Origin of the sequence: Mesorhizobium sp. M7A.F.Ca.US.002.01.1.1, assembly GCF_004022955.1 — a bacterium.
GTDB lineage: Bacteria > Pseudomonadota > Alphaproteobacteria > Rhizobiales > Rhizobiaceae > Mesorhizobium > Mesorhizobium ciceri.
In genome coordinates this window covers 32,242-54,552 of the sequence record NZ_RZQE01000005.1, presented here as the reverse complement: position 1 = coordinate 54,552, position 22,311 = coordinate 32,242, and the positions used below count along the sequence as shown (strand labels likewise).

Annotated in this window: 28 protein-coding genes and 1 pseudogene; 13 read left to right on the top strand and 16 right to left on the bottom strand. The window is 58.9% G+C overall.

The window, feature by feature from the left end; all coding sequences use genetic code 11:
- The 3 genes from EN932_RS01690 to EN932_RS01675 form a co-directional block, all read right to left on the bottom strand.
- A partial coding sequence (locus EN932_RS01690; RefSeq protein ID WP_164890417.1) for a PAS-domain containing protein occupies nt 1–1,103 on the bottom strand: 1,103 nt, incomplete at its 3' end.
- Nucleotides 1,104–1,732: 629 nt separating this feature from the next.
- A complete protein-coding gene (locus EN932_RS01680; RefSeq protein WP_013529265.1) occupies nt 1,733–1,969 on the bottom strand; it encodes a hypothetical protein in 237 nt (78 codons plus the stop codon).
- Between the two features lie 123 nt (nt 1,970–2,092).
- Nucleotides 2,093–3,007 (bottom strand): DUF2865 domain-containing protein, encoded by a 915-nt coding sequence (locus EN932_RS01675; RefSeq protein ID WP_024503001.1) that lies wholly within the window; start codon nt 3,005–3,007, stop codon nt 2,093–2,095.
- 305 nt (nt 3,008–3,312) lie between these two features.
- Here EN932_RS01675 and EN932_RS01670 point away from each other — a divergent pair, with 305 nt between their 5' ends.
- On the top strand, nt 3,313–3,525 hold the full coding sequence (locus EN932_RS01670) for a hypothetical protein (protein WP_013529263.1): 213 nt from the start codon (nt 3,313–3,315) through the stop codon (nt 3,523–3,525).
- 15 nt (nt 3,526–3,540) lie between these two features.
- Here EN932_RS01670 and EN932_RS01665 read toward each other — a convergent pair whose 3' ends face one another.
- The 4 genes from EN932_RS01665 to EN932_RS01650 form a co-directional block, all read right to left on the bottom strand.
- Complete coding sequence (locus EN932_RS01665) at nt 3,541–3,870, bottom strand: hypothetical protein (RefSeq protein ID WP_224620216.1); 330 nt, start codon at nt 3,868–3,870, stop codon at nt 3,541–3,543.
- 414 nt (nt 3,871–4,284) lie between these two features.
- Entirely contained in the window at nt 4,285–5,124 is an 840-nt protein-coding gene (locus EN932_RS01660) for a glutathione S-transferase family protein (RefSeq protein WP_128368702.1), read from the bottom strand.
- A gap of 22 nt (nt 5,125–5,146) precedes the next feature.
- Nucleotides 5,147–5,728: a VOC family protein gene (locus EN932_RS01655; RefSeq protein WP_013529260.1), complete on the bottom strand. Its 582-nt coding sequence runs from the start codon at nt 5,726–5,728 to the stop codon at nt 5,147–5,149.
- Between the two features lie 274 nt (nt 5,729–6,002).
- The gene (locus EN932_RS01650) at nt 6,003–6,179 is read right to left on the bottom strand and encodes a Flp family type IVb pilin (RefSeq protein ID WP_063169152.1); all 177 of its coding nucleotides are present in this window, start codon (nt 6,177–6,179) and stop codon (nt 6,003–6,005) included.
- Between the two features lie 437 nt (nt 6,180–6,616).
- Between EN932_RS01650 and EN932_RS01645 the strand changes: the two genes are divergently transcribed.
- The 4 genes from EN932_RS01645 to EN932_RS01630 all read left to right on the top strand — a co-directional run bounded on the left by EN932_RS01645 (nt 6,617) and on the right by EN932_RS01630 (nt 9,968).
- Nucleotides 6,617–7,858, top strand: coding sequence for a site-specific integrase (locus tag EN932_RS01645; protein ID WP_128368701.1), 1,242 nt, complete (start codon nt 6,617–6,619; stop codon nt 7,856–7,858).
- A gap of 225 nt (nt 7,859–8,083) precedes the next feature.
- The gene (locus EN932_RS01640; RefSeq protein ID WP_164890416.1) at nt 8,084–8,359 is read left to right on the top strand and encodes a DUF1778 domain-containing protein; all 276 of its coding nucleotides are present in this window, start codon (nt 8,084–8,086) and stop codon (nt 8,357–8,359) included.
- A 3-nt stretch (nt 8,360–8,362) separates the two neighbouring features.
- Entirely contained in the window at nt 8,363–8,875 is a 513-nt protein-coding gene (locus EN932_RS01635; protein WP_245483248.1) for a GNAT family N-acetyltransferase, read from the top strand.
- 13 nt (nt 8,876–8,888) lie between these two features.
- Complete coding sequence (locus EN932_RS01630; protein WP_128368699.1) at nt 8,889–9,968, top strand: RelA/SpoT domain-containing protein; 1,080 nt, start codon at nt 8,889–8,891, stop codon at nt 9,966–9,968.
- Nucleotides 9,969–9,991: 23 nt separating this feature from the next.
- Here EN932_RS01630 and EN932_RS01625 read toward each other — a convergent pair whose 3' ends face one another.
- Nucleotides 9,992–10,735: a thermonuclease family protein gene (locus EN932_RS01625; RefSeq protein WP_245465032.1), complete on the bottom strand. Its 744-nt coding sequence runs from the start codon at nt 10,733–10,735 to the stop codon at nt 9,992–9,994.
- A gap of 44 nt (nt 10,736–10,779) precedes the next feature.
- On the bottom strand, nt 10,780–11,166 hold the full coding sequence (locus tag EN932_RS01620) for a hypothetical protein (protein WP_127384869.1): 387 nt from the start codon (nt 11,164–11,166) through the stop codon (nt 10,780–10,782).
- Between the two features lie 461 nt (nt 11,167–11,627).
- On the opposite strand from EN932_RS01620, the gene EN932_RS01615 reads away from it, so the two are divergent.
- Entirely contained in the window at nt 11,628–11,906 is a 279-nt protein-coding gene (locus EN932_RS01615) for a hypothetical protein (RefSeq protein WP_128368698.1), read from the top strand.
- A 312-nt stretch (nt 11,907–12,218) separates the two neighbouring features.
- On the opposite strand, the gene EN932_RS01610 is transcribed toward EN932_RS01615, so the two are convergent.
- Nucleotides 12,219–13,121: a plasmid partitioning protein RepB C-terminal domain-containing protein gene (locus EN932_RS01610; RefSeq protein ID WP_127384871.1), complete on the bottom strand. Its 903-nt coding sequence runs from the start codon at nt 13,119–13,121 to the stop codon at nt 12,219–12,221.
- A complete protein-coding gene (locus EN932_RS01605) occupies nt 13,121–14,686 on the bottom strand; it encodes a recombinase family protein (protein WP_127384872.1) in 1,566 nt (521 codons plus the stop codon). Before EN932_RS01605 ends, EN932_RS01610 begins: the two co-directional genes overlap by 1 nt.
- A gap of 249 nt (nt 14,687–14,935) precedes the next feature.
- Between EN932_RS01605 and EN932_RS01600 the strand changes: the two genes are divergently transcribed.
- From EN932_RS01600 to EN932_RS01590, 3 genes are all read left to right on the top strand, one after another.
- On the top strand, nt 14,936–15,250 hold the full coding sequence (locus tag EN932_RS01600; RefSeq protein ID WP_127384873.1) for a YMGG-like glycine zipper-containing protein: 315 nt from the start codon (nt 14,936–14,938) through the stop codon (nt 15,248–15,250).
- 126 nt (nt 15,251–15,376) lie between these two features.
- Nucleotides 15,377–15,988: a methyltransferase domain-containing protein gene (locus EN932_RS01595; RefSeq protein WP_128368697.1), complete on the top strand. Its 612-nt coding sequence runs from the start codon at nt 15,377–15,379 to the stop codon at nt 15,986–15,988.
- Between the two features lie 106 nt (nt 15,989–16,094).
- A complete protein-coding gene (locus EN932_RS01590; RefSeq protein WP_127384875.1) occupies nt 16,095–16,466 on the top strand; it encodes a nuclear transport factor 2 family protein in 372 nt (123 codons plus the stop codon).
- A 398-nt stretch (nt 16,467–16,864) separates the two neighbouring features.
- On the opposite strand, the gene EN932_RS01580 is transcribed toward EN932_RS01590, so the two are convergent.
- Nucleotides 16,865–17,212: a hypothetical protein gene (locus EN932_RS01580; RefSeq protein ID WP_164753625.1), complete on the bottom strand. Its 348-nt coding sequence runs from the start codon at nt 17,210–17,212 to the stop codon at nt 16,865–16,867.
- A gap of 1,251 nt (nt 17,213–18,463) precedes the next feature.
- Here EN932_RS01580 and EN932_RS38670 point away from each other — a divergent pair.
- Nucleotides 18,464–18,583 (top strand): annotated as a pseudogene (locus EN932_RS38670) (KTSC domain-containing protein); the annotation flags it as partial.
- Between the two features lie 37 nt (nt 18,584–18,620).
- On the top strand, nt 18,621–18,833 hold the full coding sequence (locus EN932_RS38665; protein ID WP_245483249.1) for a hypothetical protein: 213 nt from the start codon (nt 18,621–18,623) through the stop codon (nt 18,831–18,833).
- Between the two features lie 5 nt (nt 18,834–18,838).
- On the opposite strand, the gene EN932_RS01565 is transcribed toward EN932_RS38665, so the two are convergent.
- A complete protein-coding gene (locus tag EN932_RS01565) occupies nt 18,839–19,027 on the bottom strand; it encodes a DUF3606 domain-containing protein (protein WP_128368695.1) in 189 nt (62 codons plus the stop codon).
- 233 nt (nt 19,028–19,260) lie between these two features.
- On the opposite strand from EN932_RS01565, the gene EN932_RS01560 reads away from it, so the two are divergent.
- Nucleotides 19,261–20,124, top strand: coding sequence for an RNA ligase family protein (locus tag EN932_RS01560; protein ID WP_127384878.1), 864 nt, complete (start codon nt 19,261–19,263; stop codon nt 20,122–20,124).
- Nucleotides 20,125–20,357: 233 nt separating this feature from the next.
- Here EN932_RS01560 and EN932_RS01555 read toward each other — a convergent pair whose 3' ends face one another.
- From EN932_RS01555 to EN932_RS01545, 3 genes are all read right to left on the bottom strand, one after another.
- A complete protein-coding gene (locus tag EN932_RS01555) occupies nt 20,358–20,651 on the bottom strand; it encodes a hypothetical protein (protein ID WP_127384879.1) in 294 nt (97 codons plus the stop codon).
- Nucleotides 20,652–20,850: 199 nt separating this feature from the next.
- The gene (locus EN932_RS01550) at nt 20,851–21,543 is read right to left on the bottom strand and encodes an SOS response-associated peptidase (RefSeq protein ID WP_127384897.1); all 693 of its coding nucleotides are present in this window, start codon (nt 21,541–21,543) and stop codon (nt 20,851–20,853) included.
- Nucleotides 21,544–21,545: 2 nt separating this feature from the next.
- Nucleotides 21,546–21,845 (bottom strand): hypothetical protein, encoded by a 300-nt coding sequence (locus EN932_RS01545; protein WP_127384880.1) that lies wholly within the window; start codon nt 21,843–21,845, stop codon nt 21,546–21,548.
- An 81-nt stretch (nt 21,846–21,926) separates the two neighbouring features.
- Here EN932_RS01545 and EN932_RS01540 point away from each other — a divergent pair, with 81 nt between their 5' ends.
- Nucleotides 21,927–22,238 carry a hypothetical protein gene (locus tag EN932_RS01540; protein WP_245483247.1) on the top strand — a complete coding sequence of 104 codons (312 nt, stop codon included), beginning with the start codon at nt 21,927–21,929 and terminating at the stop codon, nt 22,236–22,238.
- Nucleotides 22,239–22,311 lie beyond the last annotated feature (73 nt).

Genomic DNA, 22,311 nt, shown 5'->3' with positions numbered 1-22,311 from the left:
ATGTCGCGGCTGGCGTCCATCAGATCGCGAAAGCTGCAGCCGATCTCGGCGCGCCGCGCGTCGATCTGCCAGAAATCATAGAAAGCACGGTTGATGATCTCGGCGCGCATATCGGCGTCGAGCACGAGGACACCGATCGGCATCTGGTCGACCATTGTGCGGAGACTGGCGAAGGTCTCGGCATTCCTGGCATTGGCGCTTTTGATCTCCGCATCGCGCTGCTTGATCTCGGTGACCTCATAGTAGGTCAGCAGCCGCTTGCCCCCGGACAACGCCGTCACCGAAAACATCATCGTCCTGCCGTTGGCATGGACAAATTCGCGCGGCGCGACGGATCCGGCGCGAATCTCGTCGAGGCGAGTAGCGAGGTAGCGCTGCCATTGCTGTTCGTCGATGTCGCCATAGATGCCGCTGCGGCGGTTGAGCTCCATCAACAGGCTGAACGGAGCGCCGACGGCAACAGCGCCGTCCGGAATCCTCGAGAGGTCGCGATAGGCCTTGTTGACGATCAGCGTGTCGAGCCTGGCATCGAGAAGCACGACGCCCATATGCATGGCGTCCATCGTCCGCTCGAGGTCGGCCAGATGCTGGTCGGGCTCGCCGTCACCCGATGGTTCCCGCCCCAGATTTTTGAAGGCGCCGGCCAGAGCCGTGACGTTGCGGCCGATGCCGCGATAGCCGGCAAATCTTCCTTCGTCGTCGAACTTTGGAAAGCCTGACGTCAAAACCCAGCGACAGTCGGCGCTGCCAGCCTTGAGCTCGTAGACGAAGTCGCGAAAAGGCCGGTGCGCCTGCAGATCCTCCAGATGCGCCGCGCCACTGCGATCGCCGTTCAGGACCTGGTTGAGGAAGTCGAAGCGGAACCGGCCAAGCACGTTTGCCGGATCGATGCCGGTGGCGGCCTGGTAATTTTGCGAAAGCCAGGAGAAGCGCAGTTCGGCGTCCGTTTCCCAGACCCAGTCCGAACCGGCTTCGACGAGTCGGCGAAGCGCATCGTTCGAATCCATGCAAGAGGCGGACGATGAGGCATCGTCGCCATGCACCGTGGATCTGCGAGGCCCGCGCTTGCCGCGCGCGCCGATTGTTTCGTCCGCTTCCGCCATGCCGTCCCCACCCCGAAAACCAAGGCCGAACCCTCCTCCGCGGTTCGTCGGCGGAATCTGCCCGAGAAGCATTAAGGATCCGCTAACCTTAACGGTCGGTTGGACAGGATTGCGCGGCGCGGTCTGCTTCATTCCGCCCGGTTGTCGGCGGGGTCGAACCCGCTATATAAGCAACGGCAGGGGTATTGCTGATGCTTGGACGGATTGTGCCTTTTTTCATGGGGCTGGCGCTGCTTTTCGGCGGCGGTTGCTCGCGCAGTTATGACGGCACGGTCGTCATCCCGAGACCGCTTGATGTCCGGCGATTCTGGGATCGGCCGCCACCGAATGTCGACTATGGGCAATCCGAGGTCGAGAACGGCGCTTTTCCTGTGGCGCCGCAGCCGGACCGGCGTTTTTCCGAGCGCAAGGTCAGCCATGCCGCACCGAGACGGCACCAGACGAGGTTGCCTGCGTCCGCTTCCCTATCGGCGCCAGCGAAACCGCTGACCTGCAGGAACGTCAGCGAGCCTGGCAAGAGAGCTCGCATGGTCTGCGATTAGATCGGAGCGGGTCCCTAAAAGCGGGACCCGGTTTTCGGATGGGATGCGATCAAGACGCGATCCGCGGATAGCTTCGGTGACCTGGCCTCACAGTGAAGCAGCGCCCTTTTTCGGCTCCTTCGCACCGAGCTTGTCGAGTGCAAGACGAACCTGACGCAGATCTTCCTGCCAGCCGTCATCGTCGTCCATCGGACCCTCCGAGGCAGCCCGCTGCAGCCCACGCGCCTCGGATTCGATCTCGCGCAGTTCGGCGATTTTCTGTTCGGTGGTCAGCGAGTCATCTTCGACGATCTCCAGCACCCGCATTTCCCGGAACGTAGCCACGGCGTTTCTCCCGGCTGATGTCGATCACAACGCCGTGAGCGCCTCTCTGTTCCAGCCGGATCAGGCAACCGCATCGCAGCAGGCACGCCGCAGCCGGTGATCGCCAATTGGGGAAGCCGGCGATCATTCGGCCGGGAAAAACGCCGGGCCGACCACGCGCACCGACCGCTTGCCGGCCTCGATCGAAAGGTGCTGGGCGGCACCTGGCGCTTCGGCATCGATTCCAGGGACGGCCGCAACCGTGCCGAGATCCGGCTTCGCCGTCGGCAGCGGAATAATGGCATTGCGCATGTTGGCGGGCGTCACAGTCCTGGCTCGCAGTTCGGTGACCCGCTGGTAGTATCGCTTGACGTCGCATGCCTTGAAATTCGCATCATCGCGATATCTGAAGGCCGCCGGCAGTTCGGTATAAGGCTTGCGCGTGTCGAGCGCGACCATCTGGTCGGTTTCGAGGCTGGCATCGCTCAACGTGTAGAGGTCGACGCTGGGGTCATCGCAGATGTAACGGCATTGATCGGCCGTCTCCTTCAGATCACCGCTGGCGGCGAATTGCGACTTTGGCGCCGGGAAGAAATACCCGTCCGACAGACGCACGCAAAACAGCATCGCATTGCCGCCGAACGTGGTGCTCGCCGATTGGGTGCCGGGCGCGGCGCGCGCAGACCGTTGCTTTGCCGAAGGCGCGCAGCCAAGCGCCACGAGGCGCGCTTGCAGACCCGCCGTGTCGCGGCCTGAATTCCCGGCGGCAGCGATCCGGCGCTGCACATCCGAGCGGCTCCTGGCGAGATCGGCGCAAGCGTTGAAGAGACCACCAAGCGAACTTTTCGCCGTGCACTGGCGCTGTCTCTCGATAGTCTGGATGGCTGCAAGTTGCCGGCGCAGTTGAGCAAGCTCCGGGTTCGCCCCGTTGCTGCGGCCACCCGAAAGCAACTGGCTTCTGATCGCGCCGCAGCTGTCCGCGTAGGACGAAAGCGTCCCGAACAAAACCGCCGCCAGCGAAATCAATGCGACCATCATGGAAGGCCAGAAACGGATCATCGGACAACTCGGTCCTTTTTGCGGAGAACCCGGAATTACAGTCCATAACTTACACAAGCTTCAGCTATATGAGTAAACTCTAATTATCTCAAGAACTTCAGCTCGAATAAGCTTTTGTCTATTGTATTATGTCATCTCGTGTAAATTCGATATTACATTTTTATTTCAAGATTGAGACGAACCTCGAAGGAAAGCGCAAGCCCGACCCTCGCCGCGGACCTGCAACGAAACGGACCGCCATTATCGCCAGGCGTTCGAAACCTTTGCCCGGTCTTCCGCGTTGAAGGACCAAAGGGAGAACGCAGATGTCGATCCACTTCACCGTCTCGGACCTGACAAGAAACCTGTTTCACTCGCTGGGGCTGGATCAGCGCGCGCCAAGGCCTCTCAATCCCGAACAAAGCCTGTTGCTGGAATGCTATCTGGCCGGTCAGGTTCCAGAATCGGCCTGGAACGACTACGTCTTCGAAACGCCCGATCTTGCCCGGCATGCCGCGGCAAGGCGCAGTCACCATTGAGCCGGCGGCGGGTGCCTACTTGGGAGAGGCGAATTGCAACGTGAACACGTTGCCGGCGATGCCTTGCGCCAGTTTCGCTGAGAAGGTCAGGGGCAGACAATTCTGCAAGGCGGTCGTTGCGGCGTCGACAAAGGACTTCTTCGCCTTGGCATCGCCTTCCACCTTGATGGCTGTCGGCCTCGGTGGGCCGATCAGCGTGCCGTCCCGCTTGAAGCTGAAGCTCAAGGTGACGCTGGCGGTTCCCGCTCCCGCCGGCGGTGTCCAGCAAGCCTGGATCGCGGCCCCGACATCGTCCATCGTGTTGAGTTCAGCTGCACTTGACGCATGAACAGCGCCCGCCAGCATCACGCCCGCAACCGCAATCCGTCTCGCAACGCTTTTCATCGCCAGCCCTCACGCCTGACCACGGTCCATCTGGGACGCTCAATGGATGGTAGGGCCAACGTCGGCAATGGCAATATCTCTCGGCAAACTTGACGCCGAAAAAGCGACACCTGACTGGGCTTGCGCGGTCTGATCGCTGCTCGATCGCGCCCGGCGATAAAGCAATGCCGGGTTAAGTGTGAAACGGTTTTCCCGGAAAAGCGCATAACGCTTTTCCCTTGGGAATTGCGTCGAACAAAGCGTGCGAAAAGCAAAAGGCCGGCATTGCGCCGACCTTTCCTATCGCTGCGACGTTCTGCGCCAGTACATCCGTGGTCGCGGGCCGAAAGCGAATTGCCTGCAGTAGACAGGGCTTTGGTTAACGAACCCTTAAGCTCAGGCCTTGGCCTGGGACTTCACATGGGCGATATAACCGCGCACGTCGCCGGCCGGCTCGCTATAGGCCTTGCCGAGCTTCTTCTCGATCGCCGCCACATAGTCCTTCGCCCATGTGGGCAAGGCATAGTCGATGACGGCCAGAAATTCGAGCGTCGCCGCCAGCCGGATATCGGCGATCGACGGATGCTTGCCGCCGATGAACGGCTTGCCGTCCCTGAAGAACGAGTGGAAGACCTCCAGCGGCTCGGCGATCGCCGCCATCGCCGCCTTCTGGGCTTCGGACTTCTTGTCGGGATGGGCGTCGCTGTGGCCGACCTCGCCGGCATAGTGCGGGAAGCCGAGCGCCGGATAGGTGGCGCGCGCCACATAGGGGTAGAGCGTGCCGATCAGGTAGAACATCGCACTGTCGACCATCGCCCGCTTGAATTTCTCCAGCCCGTGCTTGTTGGCGAGATATTGCATGATGGCGCAGCTTTCCCACAGCACGCCTCTGGGCAGGCCCTTGTCCTCGATCATCGGCGTCAAATGGGCGGGATTTCGCGCCATGAACTCCGGCGAACGGGTGTGGCCCCAGGCATCGGTCTCGGCGTGGTCGAAACCCGCCGCGCGCGCAAACACCCGCACGGTCATGTTGTTGACGCTGGGCTTCAGCATGCTGAGCTTCAGCGTCGGCTTCTTGGCCGGCTTGGCCTTGGCCCTTGGCGCGGCATTTGCCGTCGCCTTCACGGCAGGCTTGGCGGCCGCCTTGGCTTTTGGCTTTGCCGCAGCTTTCGCCGCCGGCTTGGCGGCAGCTTTGGCCGCGGATTTCCCGGCAGTCTTCGTCGCTGTCTTGGCCATCTTGTTCCTCCCTCTGGTCTGCTCAGTATGGGTTCTTCGGCGCCCGATCGTCCGACAGGGTGGCACGGGAACGCTCTACGAGCGTCTGGATCGCATCGGCGAGATGCACTTCGGCGATGTTGTAGTCGCCGCGCCCGACCCGCAGCCTGTGCGCTTCCATCAGCACATCCGCATGGGTGAAGCCCGCCGGCGGTTCGAAGCGGTAGGACGCCAACTCGATCAGCAAGCCGAGCGGATCCTCGAAATAGATCGAATCCATGAAACCGCGATCCTTGACGCCGCTGTGCTTGATGCCGCGCTCGTCAAGCCGGGAGACCGCCTGCAGGAAGGTGACGCGCGACACCGAAAAGGCGATGTGGTGAACACAGCCCGGATCGGTCGGCGTGCGCCGCTTCTCCGGCGTCCGGCTCTCGTCGGTGAAGATAGTGATCAGCCGGCCGTCGCCGGGATCGAAATAGAGGTGGCTTTCCCTCGGCTTGTCGAGATTGGGCTGTTCGAAGATGAACGGCATGCCGAGCACGCCTTCCCAGAAATCGATAGAGGTCTGGCGCCCGGCGCCGACCAGCGTGATGTGATGGACGCCCTGCGATTGCAGCTTCTGCATTGGCCTTCCTCCCCCATGGATCAACTGGCCTTACGGACAGCGCGGCGTTCTGCGCGCCGCTGGAGCCGTACCCCAGGATCCATGATGTGATGCTAATGCAAACAGCTCCGCGGCGCCAGAAGCGACGAACGCGGTGACGCAACGGATAAAGCCGACTGATGGAAAGTGCGCCGTCCGCACTTCCGATGCCCGGCATCGGAAGCACGTACGCGCTGCGCTTTGGAGGCTGAGATCGGCGAATCCGGCCGATAGCCGACCGAATTGATGTACCGACTTACGAGCCGCTGCTGTTGACCGTAGTGCCGACGGTCGTGAAGATCCCGTTGAGCGAATTGCCAACCGCCCCGGCGCCGGTGATGATCGCGAGCGCGATGAGAGCTGCGATCAAGCCATACTCGATCGCGGTCGCGCCAGACTCGTCCCAAGCGAAACGATAAGCTATTTTCTGCATTTCAACCTCCTACAGCTACTAAAGCGAAAACTAATATTCGCCGTGAGTTGCGGGGACGTTAAGGTTCTCGGTTTCGCGTCCGTTAACATTTGCCAGACGAATGAAATAAAGGCCGGGCTGGTTGGCGCCACTGGCATTTTTTAAGGCTGCGGCTACCTGTGCAGAGCGGGTTTCCCGGACGCCACAGTATCGAGGCTCCGCGACTTCAGAAACGAAATCGACGGCATCCTGCAAAGTTGTCGAAAAACTTGGTACGCCCAAGGGGAATCGAACCCCTGTTCCCGCCGTGAGAGGGCGAGTTCATGGACAGTGGCGCACAGCCACGCACATGTGTACACGTTTGATTTTTATATGCTATTTCCGCTACAATGCGCCCGTGTGCATAGGTGTGCTGTCCGGTTCGTTGCAACGAATTCGGCAACGAAAAGGTGGAAGCGATGGCTCAACGTCGAAGTGTGCTCTCCAGCAAGACCAGCCGGGCCGCCCTCCCCGCTTCCGACGCGCCAGAGTGGGAAGTCATCAGTCCTGGGGTACGCATCGGCTACCGGCGGGGCCGCGGCAGCTATGGGCGCGGCGGCAACTGGCTGGCGGCCTCGCGGGCGCCGGACAACAAACGAGTGCAGACGCGGCTGGGCAAAGCTGATGATCTGCTCCCGGCCGATGGCAAAACGGTGCTGACCCATGAACAAGCGAAGGATGCGGCTCGAGCCTGGGTGAAGGGATTGAAGGTCGGTACCGACGCATCGCCGTCCCTCACCGTCGACGACGCGCTGGACCGCTATTTCGAAGCCCGGTCGGCTGAAGGAATGAAGGCCGTTGATGACGCGAAGTCGCGCGCGGCGCTCCACATTCGGCCGAAGCTTGCCTCTCTGCGCGTCGCCGACCTGACGATCGGAAAGATTCGCGCATGGCGGGACGGCATGGTTACGGCCGAAAAGCGGCTTCGAACGGCCAAACGCGCCAAAGAGGCAAACAAGATCCTCGTCGACCTGTCGGACCCCGAGGTCATCCGCCGACGGCGCGACACCGCCAACCGCACGCTAACGATTTTGAAAGCCGCGCTGAATTGGGCTTTCCATAATCATCTGACGGCCGACGACACGGCGTGGCGCCTGGTCAAGCCGTATAGGAGCACCACGTCCGCGCGCATCCGGTTTCTGTCGCCAGAAGAGCAGCGGGCATTGGTCGCCGCCAGCAATGGGGCGATACGCGATCTCATATCAGCAGCGTTGGTGACCGGCGCCCGGTTCGGTGAACTGGCTCGACTGCGGGTGGCTGACTATAACGTCGCGAACAAGTCGGTGTTCATCGCCGAAAGCAAAAGCGGGAAGCCGCGGCATGTGCCATTGCCGGATGGAGGTGCGGATCTCTTCGCAAGGCTCGCTGCCGATCGTGGCGCTAGCGAATTCCTGCTTCGGCAGGAGAGCGGCGCACCTTGGGCGCCGTCCACATACAATCGATCATGGAAGGCCGTTCTGAAGATTGCGAATGTGCAAGCCGTGACGCTGCACGAACTGCGGCACACTTACGCCAGCACGATGGTTCGGAACGGCGCGCCGCTGATCATCGTGGCCCAGGCGCTAGGTCACAGCGACACCCGAATGGCCGAGAAGCACTATGCGCATTTGGCGCCGTCCTACGTTGCCGACACCATCAGACGCCTCGCGCCGGACATCTGAAGGCTATTGTGGGTGATTAAATCGACTGAATTGTAAATTTATTTTGGATCTCGCACGCGCCAAAGAAGCAAGTGCTATGCACAGAAGCACGCGCTTCGTAGCACCTTTTTCGCGCTTTGGCAAGGACGTATTTACATTGCCCACACAGAGCCCTATTTGTCTACTGTGAGAGTACCACCATGCGTCCCTTTCGCGTTGCGAGGGCGCGGGAGGATGGAGAATGATATGTCCGCACAAAAGAAAACCAGAACAGTGAATCTTCGTATAGAGCCCGAAGCTCATGACCTTATTGCGCGTGCGGCCGAAGTCTGCGGCAAGAGCATAACCGCGTTCATGACAGAGGCCAGCGTCTACACGGCACAAGAGGAGCTTCTCGACCAGAGATTCATTGGCGTGTCCGCCGATGTTTTTGAGGCGGTAAGTGACAAGCTGTCCGCTCCTGGCACCGCTCGCGATCAGTTGGTCAAACTGTTCGAAAGCAAAGTTGAATGGATGGACTGACGCTTGCCATACCGCAAACCGGCACCGATCACTGAGCAGCACGTAATTGACGGCTTCGATTCCGGCAAGCCGCCACTCGATGAGTGGCTAAAAGACATGGCCCTCTACAACCAGGCGCAGGGGTATACCCGCACATTTGTGGTAGCCGATGAACACCATCATGTCGTCGGCTACCACTCGCTTTGCGCAGGCATGATCCATCGAACTGACGTTTCGCGCGGCGTGAAAGGATCTAAAGCGCCTGCAGAACTGCCTGTAGCTGTCTTGGCGCGGCTAGCAGTTACAAAAGAGCACCAGGGGGTTGGTCTAGGTCCGGCGCTGCTCAAGAATGCCCTTATGAGTGTCGTTTCAGCCGCGCAGCTCGTCGCGTTTCGCGGCGTGATCGTCCACGCAATCGACGATGACGCGATGAGTTTCTACAAGAAGTTTGAATTCCAGGAGACCAAAGGGATGGATCGCCGTTTGATCCTGCCTGCAAGAGACATCGTTGCATCTCTTGCAAAGGTAACCGGCTGAGCATGCCAACCCGATGTATTCAAAAAGTGAGATTGTAAACGCCGGGAAGGTACTGCGCGAAAACCTCACTCGCGAGGCAATCCCAGCCATTCAAGAAGTTCGCGGCCTTCATATCGTCGAAGCTTTCGGCATCGCACACAGTTGGCGAGATGCTCATATGTTGCCGCTGTTGCGGGTACGCATGGAACTGTCTCGTAAGTTAAAGCACGTCGAAAAGGACGCTGTTGCTGCCGCTCGACTGAAGCGTATGGCCTCAATCCGCCGAAAGCTCCAGCGACCGATCACTCTCTATCAAATGCAGGATATCGCCGGCTGCCGAGCGATATTGCGATCAATGAAAGAGGTTGATCGGCTTGTTGCTGTTTATCGTGACGGTGGCTCCCTGCACTCGATCCAGTCGGAAGATGATTATATTTTGCGCCCAAAGCGCGACGGATATCGCAGCCATCACATTATCCTAAAATTTTGCGGCAACGGTGACGAAGAAATATTCAACCGCCAAACTGTCGAGTTGCAACTTCGCACCCGATTGCAGCACGCCTGGGCGACTGCCGTTGAATCGGTCGGTTTGATCCGACACGAAAATATAAAGGGCGGCGAAGGCGACGCCAATTGGCGCAGGTTTTTTGAACTGATGTCCTCCGAACTGGCCTATCAGGAGGATCGGGAACTGGCACCAACTGCCGATTTGCCTCGCGAAGACGTCCGGAGAGAAATACGCGATCTTTCGAAGCAGATTAAGGCGGTCTCGACTTTGGAGACCTACAACCGGGCAATCAACTTTACAGAGAATTATGGCCAAACCTATGCACGGTATTTCCTACTGCAGTTCGACTACGATACGCGCGAGGTTTATGTTCAGCCCTTCTATAATTACGAAAAGGGGGCAGCGCGCTACGTGGAGGAAGAGCGAACCAGCCAAAAGCGAAATACCGTGCTCGTAGAGGTCAACAAAGTGAATGACCTGAAGAAAGCGTTTCCGAACTACTTCCTCGATGTAAGCGCCTTCACCGACAAGCTTAAGAGCGTTCTTTCACCTGGCTACAAGTCGAGCCAAGCTTATGATCTCTCTTGGCTTGCGGCCTACCGGTAATCTGGCGAGCGATACCTTTTACCCTAACACAGCGTCTCGCACGCCTGCCCGTCGCCATCGCGGTCCAGTTTGCCGCCCCACGGGCAGTTGCTGAGATACCATTGAGCCTCGTCGCACGAGCTGATTTGCGTGCATTTCCGCCGCGGCTGGCAGGAATAGCTTTGCGCTACCTGTTGGCGATTGATGATGCCGAGCGGTTGGCTTACCGCCGGCCGGGCGTTGTCTCCATGCGCAGCGCGCCAGTCCCACGGCGCTTGGAACTTCCCAACCCACAGCCCGATCTTCGCCGCCTCGGCCTTCGCCTGCTGCGCTGCATAGGCGCCATGGCTGTATTTGGGCCAGTCGAGCGCCTGCCCGTGCTCGACCATCCAGACGGCGACGCTGGTGCCATCGGCACGATGGCAGTCGCCTACAAAGCGGTTGTAGCGGTCCCATGCGACGAAGGCGCATGTGACCGGCCTCGAGGCGGCCAGGAACCTGTCTAGCGCTGCCGCGGCCTTCGCGCCGCATCGGTAGCGAACGCCCTTTGCGTCATCGCATTGTTGGGCTGACTCGGGAGCGTCGATGCCGTTGAAGCGGATCCGCTGCCCGTGGATCTCGATCGTATCGCCATCGATGATGGAGGCGACGCCAGCGATCGGCTCCGGGGTACGTCCGCTCCAGTTCGAAACGTGGAGGTCCGGGGCGCCTTCGCTGTGCTGCACCGCGAACTGCGCGGCGAAGGCGGCTGCCGCAGCAACCGTGACGAAGACAAGCCGCAGCGGCACGGTGGTCCTCCTTCGTCTTGCGGATTTTCCAATGCGAGCCATCGCTAGTCTGTCTCGTGGCCGGTTCGACCATCAGGCTTGGCCTCGGCAGCTCGCTCGCCGCAAGGTTTTCCCGCGCTGTCAGTTTGGGTTCGGCGATCGCAGGGATGTTGGCCACTATCGCCGACATTCACGACCGTGCCGCCAGATGCCGGCGGCGCCAAAGTCGTACCGCGATACCGTTGAACAACGCCGGCTATCCGCTGCCCGTCGCTTTCGATGTGGGTGTTGTTGCTGTTTGGGTTGAACGGATCGACCGTCTGCAGAAGCACGTTGGCGTGGTTCGCATCGCCGGCCGCGAGCGTCGCCGAGTCATAGTTGTTCAAGTAGTCGGATGCGCAGGCTGAAAAGAGGAGCAAAGCCCCTGAAGACACCATACTTCGCCAGTACATTTTCCCAGTCCCCCAGCTTGAAGAGTTGCACAAGATCCAATTGCTCGCAACTGCGGGTGGAATGACCTTATCGGCTAAGACATAATTGTGGACAAGGTGGCGGGGCGTGCTGATCTGTGCGGCTAAAAATCGAGTAGTAGCCGAATGTATCCGTATTCGATTGGCCAGGTCCCGGTGACCGCAGAAATGAAAATATAATTTGCCGCAACTAGAATTGCAGCGATGACGTAGTCGCTCCAATTGAATTCCGTGATGAGCCTCAATAGCAGTTTTGATCTTGACGATCTCGGTCCGGACGGTCTCATAGGCTAGCTCTTTGGGGTTGCATTCAGCCGGCCTTGGCGGCCCAGGGGCCGAGTCCCCGCTAGTTCGCTGTCCGGAGCAAGGACCGTAGATAGTCAGCTCGGCCATCAGTTGGGCTGTGGGTTTGAAAGACGATAGGTCTAATTGTACCCGAGCAGATGGCGAAGCCCAATTATCGGCAGATAAACGGTCCAAATCATGCCGATGGCGGCGGCAACGCCAAGGCCGATTGTGGGAGCCCAAGCCTTCCAGAGCATCTGGAGCCGCGCCGCTATTTCAGTCAAACTGTCTTCCACGGACGAATTCTCCCCAAGTTGATTCGAGAGGCGAAAATACCAATGAACGCCAAGACTGCCGCGCTTGCAATGCCGCAAGTGTTTGCATCGCTGGTTTCGCTTATTCGAGCGGTCATAAGGCCGGTCGTGTTTCTCAGCTGAAAGACACCGTCACGTCCTACAACCGCCGCATGGGGATTTATGACAACGCCAATAGCCTCGGCCGCGTCGATCTCTGCCTCGAGCTTGGTGGCCTACTTGATGAATGCGAGCGGCTAGACCGCTGATCTGCTCGACCGAGCGATTTTACACAGAACCGGAGTGTGGGTGGCGCCTCTGTGGCGGCAAGCAGCACCGATAGAGAGTCAGGCAGGAGCCGCGCCACAGATGGCCTTGGTTTCACGGCAGGGTTTGCCGGCCTAAGCCGCCGGTTCAAACCAATTTGTGGTGTTGCCGTCGTGCCGGCAAACCGCTCTAGCCTTCAGAGTCGTGGTTGTGCACCATAACGCGAAGCCGCGATTGCAAAGGCTTGTGACTACCGTTGTATGTGCTGAAATCTTCCGATCTTAGCTCTGTAAGCTTCTGAAGTTCAAAAAGGGTCCCGGGAAATTTCCGCGCGAGGAAGCGGACAACGCTCACGTTTTCCAGCAGTTGGTTAAGATACTGTCCTGCCGAAATGTGCTCTAGGGCCCAAGCTCCGTAGTGCCTCAGTGTATTTTGAACGCGGCTGCTAAGATCTGCGAATTCGGTTTTCAACGCTGCCAATTGCGCATCGGTGAGGCGGGCAAATTTCCATCCGGGATTCGATGAATCGGCCAACTGCGATTGTGTACTCAGGGCGACGGCCATCTTTGCGTAGTTATAGGTCACCCTGTTCATAGCGATCATGAGCTTGGTGACTTCAAGCTGTCGAGTGGGAGCTAGCTTTCGCAGCACGCCAAAGATTTTAGGCGGCAGGTAACAATCCTGGAACAGTTCAATTACCTCAGGAACAATGCCCCCTATCAGCTCCCCTCGGCCGACGCCACTCGGCGGCGTCCGATCATCAGCCTCGAAAGTCGCCAGATCGTATGTCTCATGCAGAATTCTGGCGGCCAGCGTTCGTGGCAATGTTGCGAGATTTTGCGCAACAAGCAGGTCGCGCATTTGTTCGTCTGCTAGCAAGGGTCGAAGAATTTTGGCGACCCTACTGATCCTACGTCGCATCAGGTCGCCCTCACGAATGAAGGCGCGCTTCCTCTTACATTCAGCTTTGTATGTTTTCAGGAAAAGCGGGGTGGTGAAAGCAGCGACCGGCTCGTCCGGCTTTCCACCCGCCAACTTGACGTGCCTTCCTCGGCTGCTTTTCAACGTTTGATTACCCAAGGCCGAAACCATCAGCACAACTCCCGGATTGCGGTGCGCTCAGCCAGTGCGACAAGTGGCCTGAGCGACTTAAAAAGAAACGCGTCGAGCTTTGCCCCATTGTTCGCTGTCAAACCCGCCGTCAGGTATTTCATTTCGTTTGTGGCGGCGATTAGGTAATCTCTGATTGTCTGGTTGTCGGGATTCATCCGTATTAAAACGGAAACGTCGGGCTCAGGTTTTCGCTCAATTCCTGTTACCCATCGAGGATAGCCACAACAAGTGGCTTGGCAACGGGAGGTTGCCATAGCGACCGTCATCTCACCGTTAATACGGATAACGTCGTGTTCTTCATCATGCACAGCATGTCCGCCCACATTCTCAATTGCAGTCAGCAGATCCCTAATGATGCCCGCCCGCATCGCTCGAAGGTGTTTGTTGGTGTCGAACCACGTGAAGTCCCGTCGCGGAGTGTGAGCAATCATGGCATAGGTTCGTAGTAGATCGCCAAAACGCGCCCTGTATCGGGCGGCGGGCGGGCATTCCGGCGCCGCGTCGATGATGGAGCGGGTTAACTTCCCTCGCTTTTCAAGAAGCTTGGATAGAGCAGCCAACATCTGCTCTCTACTCATGAGCACAGATTGGGCTCTCACTTTGGCTTGGGCCCGGCTGAAGATCTTTGGGTCGACAATGGCGTCGAAAGCGTTGTCTGCGCGCACCCATTGGGACGGCGGATTGAAAACCCATTTCAGCTTGAGTTTTGCCGACCGCCGGTTCCAGACGTTGTGGCCGATATACTTCTCGCAGCCGATGATGTGGTTCACCGATTCCCGCGTCCAGGCCCTGTTGAGATCCGTGACAATTCCACGCTTGTTGAGGAGCCTTGCTATCTCGAGCTGTGTTTTCCGCGCTCTCACGAACTGATCGAATATCAACCTTACAATAGCAATCTCCTCGGGCGGTCCAGGCACGAGAACGATCCGGTCCGTCTGCAGGTTCTTGTATTCGTAGCGAGCAAGGATGCCTTTTGGTTGGCCCGCTTTATCAAGCTGCAGGCGCCTGAGGCCAAGGCCAGGAATGCCTCCTTGCCAAAAACCCATTCTAACCAATCGGCATTGGCCAACGAAAACCTTCTGTGAGAGCACCCGGCTATAATCCGCCGCCATGCTGCGCTTGATTGCCTTCAGCACATCGGACCCGATGCTGCCGTCGTTGACGAATTGCTCCGCGCAATATTCAATTCGTACGCCTGCGATCTGGCATCGATATTCGTAGGAGGCACTTTCGTCGATGTTCTGAAACCGGCCCCATCGGCTCACGTCGTAGACAATGACGGTTTCAAAATCCCCGCGTCTTGCTTCAATGTCGGCCAGCAGGCGTTGCAGCCCAGGGCGGCCGCCAATCCTCAGACCGCTTTTACCCGCGTCTTCGTAGGTGGCGACAATGTCGTAACCCATGACATCAGCGTAGTCGCTGATCGCGTCCTTCTGATTCTCTATGGAATAGGTCTGGAGGTCGGTCGACCTCCGGACATACTGCGCCGCGCGGATTCTTGGCTTAAACGAGGAAGCCTTGGGAACGCCTGGATCTTTGCCCATCGTTTTCGCGCCGGCACGAAGTTTCTGCGACAGTTTACTGAGACTGCCCTGCCGTTTAGTTACCAATTTGCAGACAGTTTATGTCGAATGGCTGCTACGGGACCCAGATTTATTTTCGAATTGAAAAACCATATCGTTCAACGAGCGAGAAACCATGTCTTACATCGTGAGACCTCCCGCCCCCGTTCCGCCGCAATGCGACCGCACGTGGCCAGCCATAGGGATTTCAGCCCTCAAGGGAGACCTCAAATGAACATTCATAAAGCCATCGCCGCCGTGCTGATGACCGCAGCACTGGCAGGCTGCGCGCAGACTGAAGGCCAGCAGCGGGCTGGAACCGGGGCGCTGATCGGCGGCGCCGGCGGTGCCCTCGTCGGCCAGGCCATCGGCGGCAACACCGAAAGCACGCTTATCGGTGCGGGCGCAGGCGCTTTGCTGGGCGCGGTTGTAGGCAGCTCCACCACTCCACAGCGTCGCGGCGAACAGATGTGCCGGTATCAGGAGCGCAGCGGCCGCATCTACACCGCCCCTTGCGACGACCGCTATTACAACGGCGATTACTAAGCGGTTATCGGCGGCCCCGTCTTAACTCAGTCAGCGCCGCTTCGAGGAGCGGCGTATATCGATGTCATTTTTTGCCCACTTCTTTGGGCTAGACTGATCCTCGCGGCGGGTTTGGAGGAGGTCGATGTGACGACAAGCCTTGCCGCCCTGAAAAGCCAAAGCAAACGCGCCGTAAAACGGCTCATCGGTTATGATTCCCGCAACTGGCTGCGCATCCGCCAGATCGAGGCATTCACGCTGTTTCTCGAAGCCGGCAACCGCAAGGCCGCCGACGTGATCGAGATCTCGCCCGGCTGGAACCGCTATTGGCGGGCGATGTGCCCCAACTACCGCTCTGTCGATTTCCCCGGCTTCGACATCTGCAGGGACCGCACCGACGAGCAGTATTCGATCGTCATCGCCGACCAGGTGCTTGAACATGTGCAGCGTCCGCATGCAGCGGTGGAAAACATCCACGCCATGACCCGACCCGGCGGTTGGGCGATGGTTGCGACGCCCTTCCTGTTTCGCGTGCACGCCAGGCCGCACGACTACAACAGATGGACGCCCGCAGGCCTCAAACAGCTGATGGTTGAGGGCGGCTTCGCGGAAGCCAATGTCAAAGTCCACAGCTGGGGCAACAAGGCCTGCGCCAGGGCCCATATCGGCGGCCCCGTTCGCGCCTACGGCCTGTGGCGCGATCTCAGCAACGACGAGGAATACCCGCTGATGGTCTGGGCGTTCGCCAAGAAGGGATGAGTGGCGGAAGCCGCGCTCCATCGTGGTGATGGCCAGGGAGTTTGGCTGGACACTTGACCGGATCCGCCGCCAGTGACCTATTTCGAATTCGAGGAGGCGTTTGCGAATGGACATTCGAGCCACATTGACGGAGCTATGCGAGGCCTTCAACGCGCACGATCTCGAGCGGATTATGGCGTACTTTGCCGACGACTGCGTTCTGGAGATGCCGAGGGGGACCGAGCCTTGGGGAACGCGCTGCGAGGGCAAGCGCAGCGTACGAGACGCGCTTGCCACACGCTTTGAGGGTTTGCCCGATGTGCATTACGGCAATGGGCAGCACTTTGCGGACGAGGCTGCCAACACCGGCATGTCGAAATGGACCCTAACCGGCACCACCCGCGAGGGCGTTAGAAACGAAGTTCAAGGTTGCGACTTCTACACATTTCGTGACGGAAAGGTGATCCGCAAGGACTCATACTGGAAGATCGTGGAGTAGGGGTTGGCATTCCTGCCTGATCTTTTTCGTTGTCCCGCATTCCAAAGCAGGTGGATTGCGCGATTCGCGTTTGCATCGCTGCAGTCGCCGACGAATGCCAACCCCGAAAATCCCGGAACGCATTCAAAGTAGCTGCCAAGGATGAAACCATGTCCTCATGCATGCTCCCAGGCCAAGCGAACGCTATTCCATGTCCGGCACGTCGACACCCACAAACAGAGTAGTTGTCGACTCGCCATACTCACCCACCGAAGGGTTACCCTCGCGACCGCGCAATGACGCCAGCATGCTTGCCCACCAGTCTCCTCGCAACACCATCGCTCTGTCCAGTCGTCTGCTCTGCCGGTCGACGGGTTGGAGGTCACCGGTCTCATGACGGTCGAAGGCCGTGACTACGATCAGCCTGGGTGCGTTCTGTTGGGAGAGTAAATTGTTTGAAGGTGGGTATCTTTCCGCTGGACCAACAGCCGGTTGAAGTTGGGCGGCGCAGGGGGAAGAATTTCTGTCATCTCGAATAGAGGCACATGGTTTTCCGGCTCCGGTGCTTTCTGCTTGGCCTTCAGGTTTGTGATCTCCTCGTCGCGCCTCGCAATCCGACTTTCCAGATTGGCAATACGCTCCGCAAGGAAATAACGCCCAACGGCAAATCCACCGCCGCCGAACAATACGGCAGACGTAGCAAAGGCCAGCGGGTTAGCCGCCACCAGTGCAGAGTTGCTTTGAATGAACGCTATAAGGTCATGCATGGCCAATAAGCACTCCTGTCACACCGGGAACAATTCAACCTGCCGACGGTCGCACGAGGGATCGTAATACCAAGTCGCATCCAGCCAGTTTATGGGCAACTTCGTCCTCCGGCCTCCCCGGCCGTGCGGAGCGCCGCAAGTGCGTCAAGACAAGCTTCCTCAGATGTCGTTTCGTTCATTCGCGCTATGTAGCCGTAAGGCGGGAGACTGGAACAGTTCGCAAGTTTACGCCAGGCATGCCACGACAGAGGGCGCATCGTCGTAGCCAATGGAGACTGCGCCCCGGATGCCTGCGGGCTGAGGCGAGTATCTGTGTCTCTAGCTCGCAGTTGTAAGCCATTAGCGCCTTCACGATCTCAAACGGGCCATCGTAGCGGACGATGAGCTTCTCAGCTTCAGAGTGCATCTCGGCTTTGGCTTTGGCCTCGGCCTCCAAGTACATCGTTACCACCGCGGTCCACCATGCGTGCATACGGGCGGTGCAGTGAGCGATATCAAGTCGCACCTTGAGAGGGCCGTTGTGCACGTTCATTCTTCGACTGTGGTCGCAGTGAACAAATAGGGAACAAAAAAGTCAAGGACGAATTGAGACGGGGAGGATTCCTATTTTTGGAGATGCCTGAACCGGAAGAAGGGCCAACCCGCCGAGCGCATTTGGCGGCAAAGGCTGCTCGACTGGTGGATCAGGCTAAGAACGCCGCGAGTCCGGGGCCGAGTCGCTGAGCTCAGCGCAGGGTTGGGGAAGTCGAAAATACAGCAAGCTCCGCTCGGCGGATTGGATCGATCGATCGCGAATGCTAGACGCAAGCTGACCGTAACAGCGCTTGCATCGGCCCGTGATTGCCCTGAGCAAGGTCGGTTTGCCGAGCCGTTGGCGCCAAGCAGGCCAAGGATGTCGCCGCCGAAGAGCGTCAGATCGATCCCTGACGACCGCGCGGCCCGCGATAGTAGTCGCTGAGTCCGCGAACCACGATTATTTCGGCATGATGCAGAGGCAGGAACTGGATTGGCGGCCGGAACGCGGAGCCCAGCTCATCCGGGGGTTTCGGGGCTTATGATTAATCAAGACAGTTACAGCTTTTGGAAAGGTCGCCTCCGAAAGGGACCGGCCTTTTGTTTGTCCGGAACCGAAAACGATGGGGCAAGTTGGAATACCGTCCGCGTCCCCTTCCGTGGAGGCGGTGATGGACGTACTTCCCCAGTGGGCGGGCCATATCGGGAGTTACGCTCACTAGCAGCATCTGGTGCGCCATGCCGTCGACCTCGATACTCAAATTCGAATATGACCCGAACACCAGGGTTCTCTCAGTGTGGTTTGTAGCGAGCGGCAGGCAATATGAATTTCTGGACGTGCCCCCGGAGACCTTTGCGGATTTCAAATCTGCTTTCGCCAAGGGCCGCTATTTCAATGATCGCATCCGCAACCATTTCGCGTTCCGGCCGCTGGCACAAGCTCCAACTCCAGCGGCTCATGCTGAGGCAGATCGTGCCAAGCAACCTGGCGGAAGTCGCGCATGTCGAACTGCTGACCGCACACCGGACAAGTCATGAAGTTGTCGCGCACGTCGGCAGGCTCGCCGCCGTGCTGCTTGCCAATGATCGGCGGACCAAGGTCGGATAACCTCGTCATCGTCTGCCCAGTTCCTTTGCCTCGCGCTCCAGCGTTTCCTGGTCGTTGCCGTGCTTTTTGATCAGTTCCCGCACTTCAGGGATGGTAAGCTGGAACTTGCTGGCGAAATAGCCGACCTCATATTCCTCGTCGCCCGATACCCGGTCGCGGTCGCGAAAATCACGCTTGGCTTTGTCGTCTGGCATAGTTGTTCCTCCTGAGTGAAGAACAGCGAAAGTGGCGCCGGGTTCCACGAACCTATTTGAGGACATCCACCCTCGATGTCGGTGAGACATTAGTGATGGCTATCGACATCCACGCTCACCAGTCCCGCCTTTGCAGCTTTCGCGTGCGGTGATGACCGAAACATTCAACTTAGCTAAAATGTTCCGGAACCGATCGGGGCCTTGTGCCTTGAATCGCAATGTGAGTTCCGTGCATGCGTTTGAAGTTCATCCCGCCGATGCAGCCGGAGCTGGTCGACACCCCGCCCCAGGGCGAGGAATGGATTCACGAGATCAAATTCGACGGGTACCGAACGCAGATCATCAAGGACGAAGACGGCATTCGCCTGCTGACCAGGAGAGGGTACAACTGGACTGCACGGTACAAGGTTCTTGCCGACCAGGCCGCCGCGATTGAAGCCGACGACTTCATCATTGAAGGTGAAGCCATCGTGGTTGATGAGGCTGGACGCTCCGATTTTCATGCGCTGCAGTCAGCCGTCAGCAGCCGCGAGACCTATCAGGACTATTATCTCATCGCCTTCGATTTGCTGCACGTAAACGGGCACGACCTGCGCAGTATGCCGCTGGAGGACCGGCGCGAGATCCTACAGGGAATGTTTGGGGCCGGGGGCCGCATTCAATTCAGCGAGGCGATGCCTGGGACCGGTGACGCTGTGTATTACCTGGCCGACCAGACCGGACAGGAAGGTATCGTCTCGAAACGCAGGGACAGTCTCTATCGCAGCGGCCCGACGATGAACTGGCGCAAGATCAAATGCTATGATGAGAAGGAGATGGACATCATTGGCGTCCAGCGCGATCCGGGGCAGGCGGCAAGAGTTCTCATGGCAGAGGGAGGCCGCTACGTTGGCGCTGCGAACGTCAACTTCAAGTTCGACAAACGCAAGCGCCTATGGGACCGCGTGCAGGGCAAGGTCGGCGGCCCGGCGCCGAAGGGCTTGAAGAAGGACAAGGCGGAATGGCTGAAGCCGGGTCTTGTTGGCCGCGTGAAGTTCCTGAAAGGTGAGGAGGAGCTTCGTCATGCCAAGCTGCTGGATTACCGGGAGGAGGAATAATGCCTGCGGCAAAAGCCAGGAGTCCGGCCCGTTGCCCCAAGCGCGCGAGAACCGGCGCATTCGCGTTCTAGACCATCAGGCTTAATTGCTGGATTCTTATCGTGCCGGTAGCGTGACAAGGCTGGTCATTAGTCCCACCCCTAGTGCCCGGCCTGGCCGGCGCGGTCCTGTCACCCCAATTTTGTAATCCGTGCCGGCCATCCTTGGTAGTCAACTCTCAAGGATGCAGGGAATTAGGCCGAGCCCTCGGTCTCGCTTTCCTCATCGAACAGACGCGGCACCGGGAGATAGGCATTGGCAATGAGCCAATCGTCAATGATGGTCTTGATCAGATCCGATTCCGCCAACCCCATGTCTACTGAGATGCCAGAGAGAGTATCCTGAACGCCAGGATCGAGATCGATGCCCCCGGTGTTTCGGATTATCAGCGCGGCGCGTCGCAGCATGATTTGAAGATCAGCGCGCGGAACGTCTGCGATGCGGTCGGACGCCTGCTGCAATTCATCGGCGAAGGTCGAGCGGGTCATTGGTGCCGTCCTCCCAAGAGATATTGATCGCCGTCGGCGCGATGCCCGCGACAGAACCAATGTGATGGGCCCTTCGGTCGCGCGAAGCCGAACGGCGCGCGGTGGCCGCATTTAGCGTGCTCGCACGCGTGGTTCTCAATCCGCTGGCGTTCGCGCGGTGCGGCTGCCATGCCTTCGGCAAGTCTGGCGGGTTCGTCACTCATAGCGGATTGATCGGCCCGACCAATGCGGGATGGTCGTTGGGCTGCTTGTTGATGAGGGTCGAGTTGACGTCGCGACCTACGCGATTGAACTGAAGTTGGCCGCCGATGTCGTGGCTGAGGATATCTTTCAAATCGTCCTTGGGCGTCGCCGGATCCAGCCATGCGTCATAGTGGGCTTGGTCGAGGATGACTGGCTGCCGATCGTGCAGGTTTTTCATCGGGTCGCCGGCCGGCTCGGTGATGATGGTACAACTGGTGATGTCTAGATTGGAGTTGTAGGCCCACAGACCTGTAAACGAGAACGGCGCGTGGTCGGGCAGGTAGATATGCCAAGGGTCTTTCTTGCCGTCGGCCGGCGAGATGGTCCATTCGTAGAAGCCGTCGGCCGGGATCAGACAGCGCTTCGACTTGAACGCGTCACGGAAGGCCGGGGCTGAGTCGACGCCTTCGATCCTGGCGTTGAACATTGCCGCCTTGGGCATCTCTTTCGCCCAGAACGGCACGAGCCACCAGCGACCCTCACGGAGTTTGTGATTGCCGTCCTCGCCGGCAGTGACAAACGGGACTTCCTCGGTCGGCGCGATGTTGTAGCGAGGGGCGTCATTGCGGCCGGTCTCGGCCGGCGCCGTCAGGCGATAGAGCCGGTGGATCTCGGACCAAGTGAGGTATCGGGTGAAGCGGCCGCACATGTTCAATCGACCAGTTCAAGCAGGAGATAATTGTCCGGCACGGCATCAGGAGGCCAATTGGCGCAACATGCAGCTATAGCGGCCCTGTTGGCCGCCATCCAAACACTTGCGGCATCGTCCTCTTCCGCTGTGGGCTCTTCATCGGCAGCAAAGCCGGCGTCGTCCCAGCCCTCCAAGGCAAACAATCCACCTGCGGCTTGCTGGGCCGAAATGCCAGCCGCAGTGAACACGGCCTTAGCCGCCTCGACGCCGCGCTCCTGCTCCTCCGGCGAAGCGCCTTTGATCTCCAAGCGAAGCTGCATTATTCGCCTCCTGTGGCTATCCTGCCGACAGTGAACAAAATGAGAACCTGAGAGTCAATCCCCTCTTGACCTGAGAGGAATATGTTCCTTTTTAAAGGGATGGCACACGAACCGATCGACACCCTGGGCAAGGCGACCCGGCACAACATGCTTGTGAAAGCAGAATGCAGTTGCGGCAATGTCCGCTACTGCCGATCGGCCGACTTGATGATGGTCTACGGCGGTGGCGTCGATCCGCAGACGCTGAAGTTTGATTGCAGTCGCTGCAAGCCGCAGATCAAGATCACGCTGGTGGAGGTGCATCCGGAGCATTTGCCGAAGCGCCTAGTGATCCACAAGCCCATGAAGATCGATGGCAAGGTCACTTGGTACACCGAGCGCTTCCGGGGGTGACTAAGACACTCGCCGACACCTTGGCCGCCCGCGAAACCGTCTATGTGAATTGCGGGCATGCGATGTGCTGCAA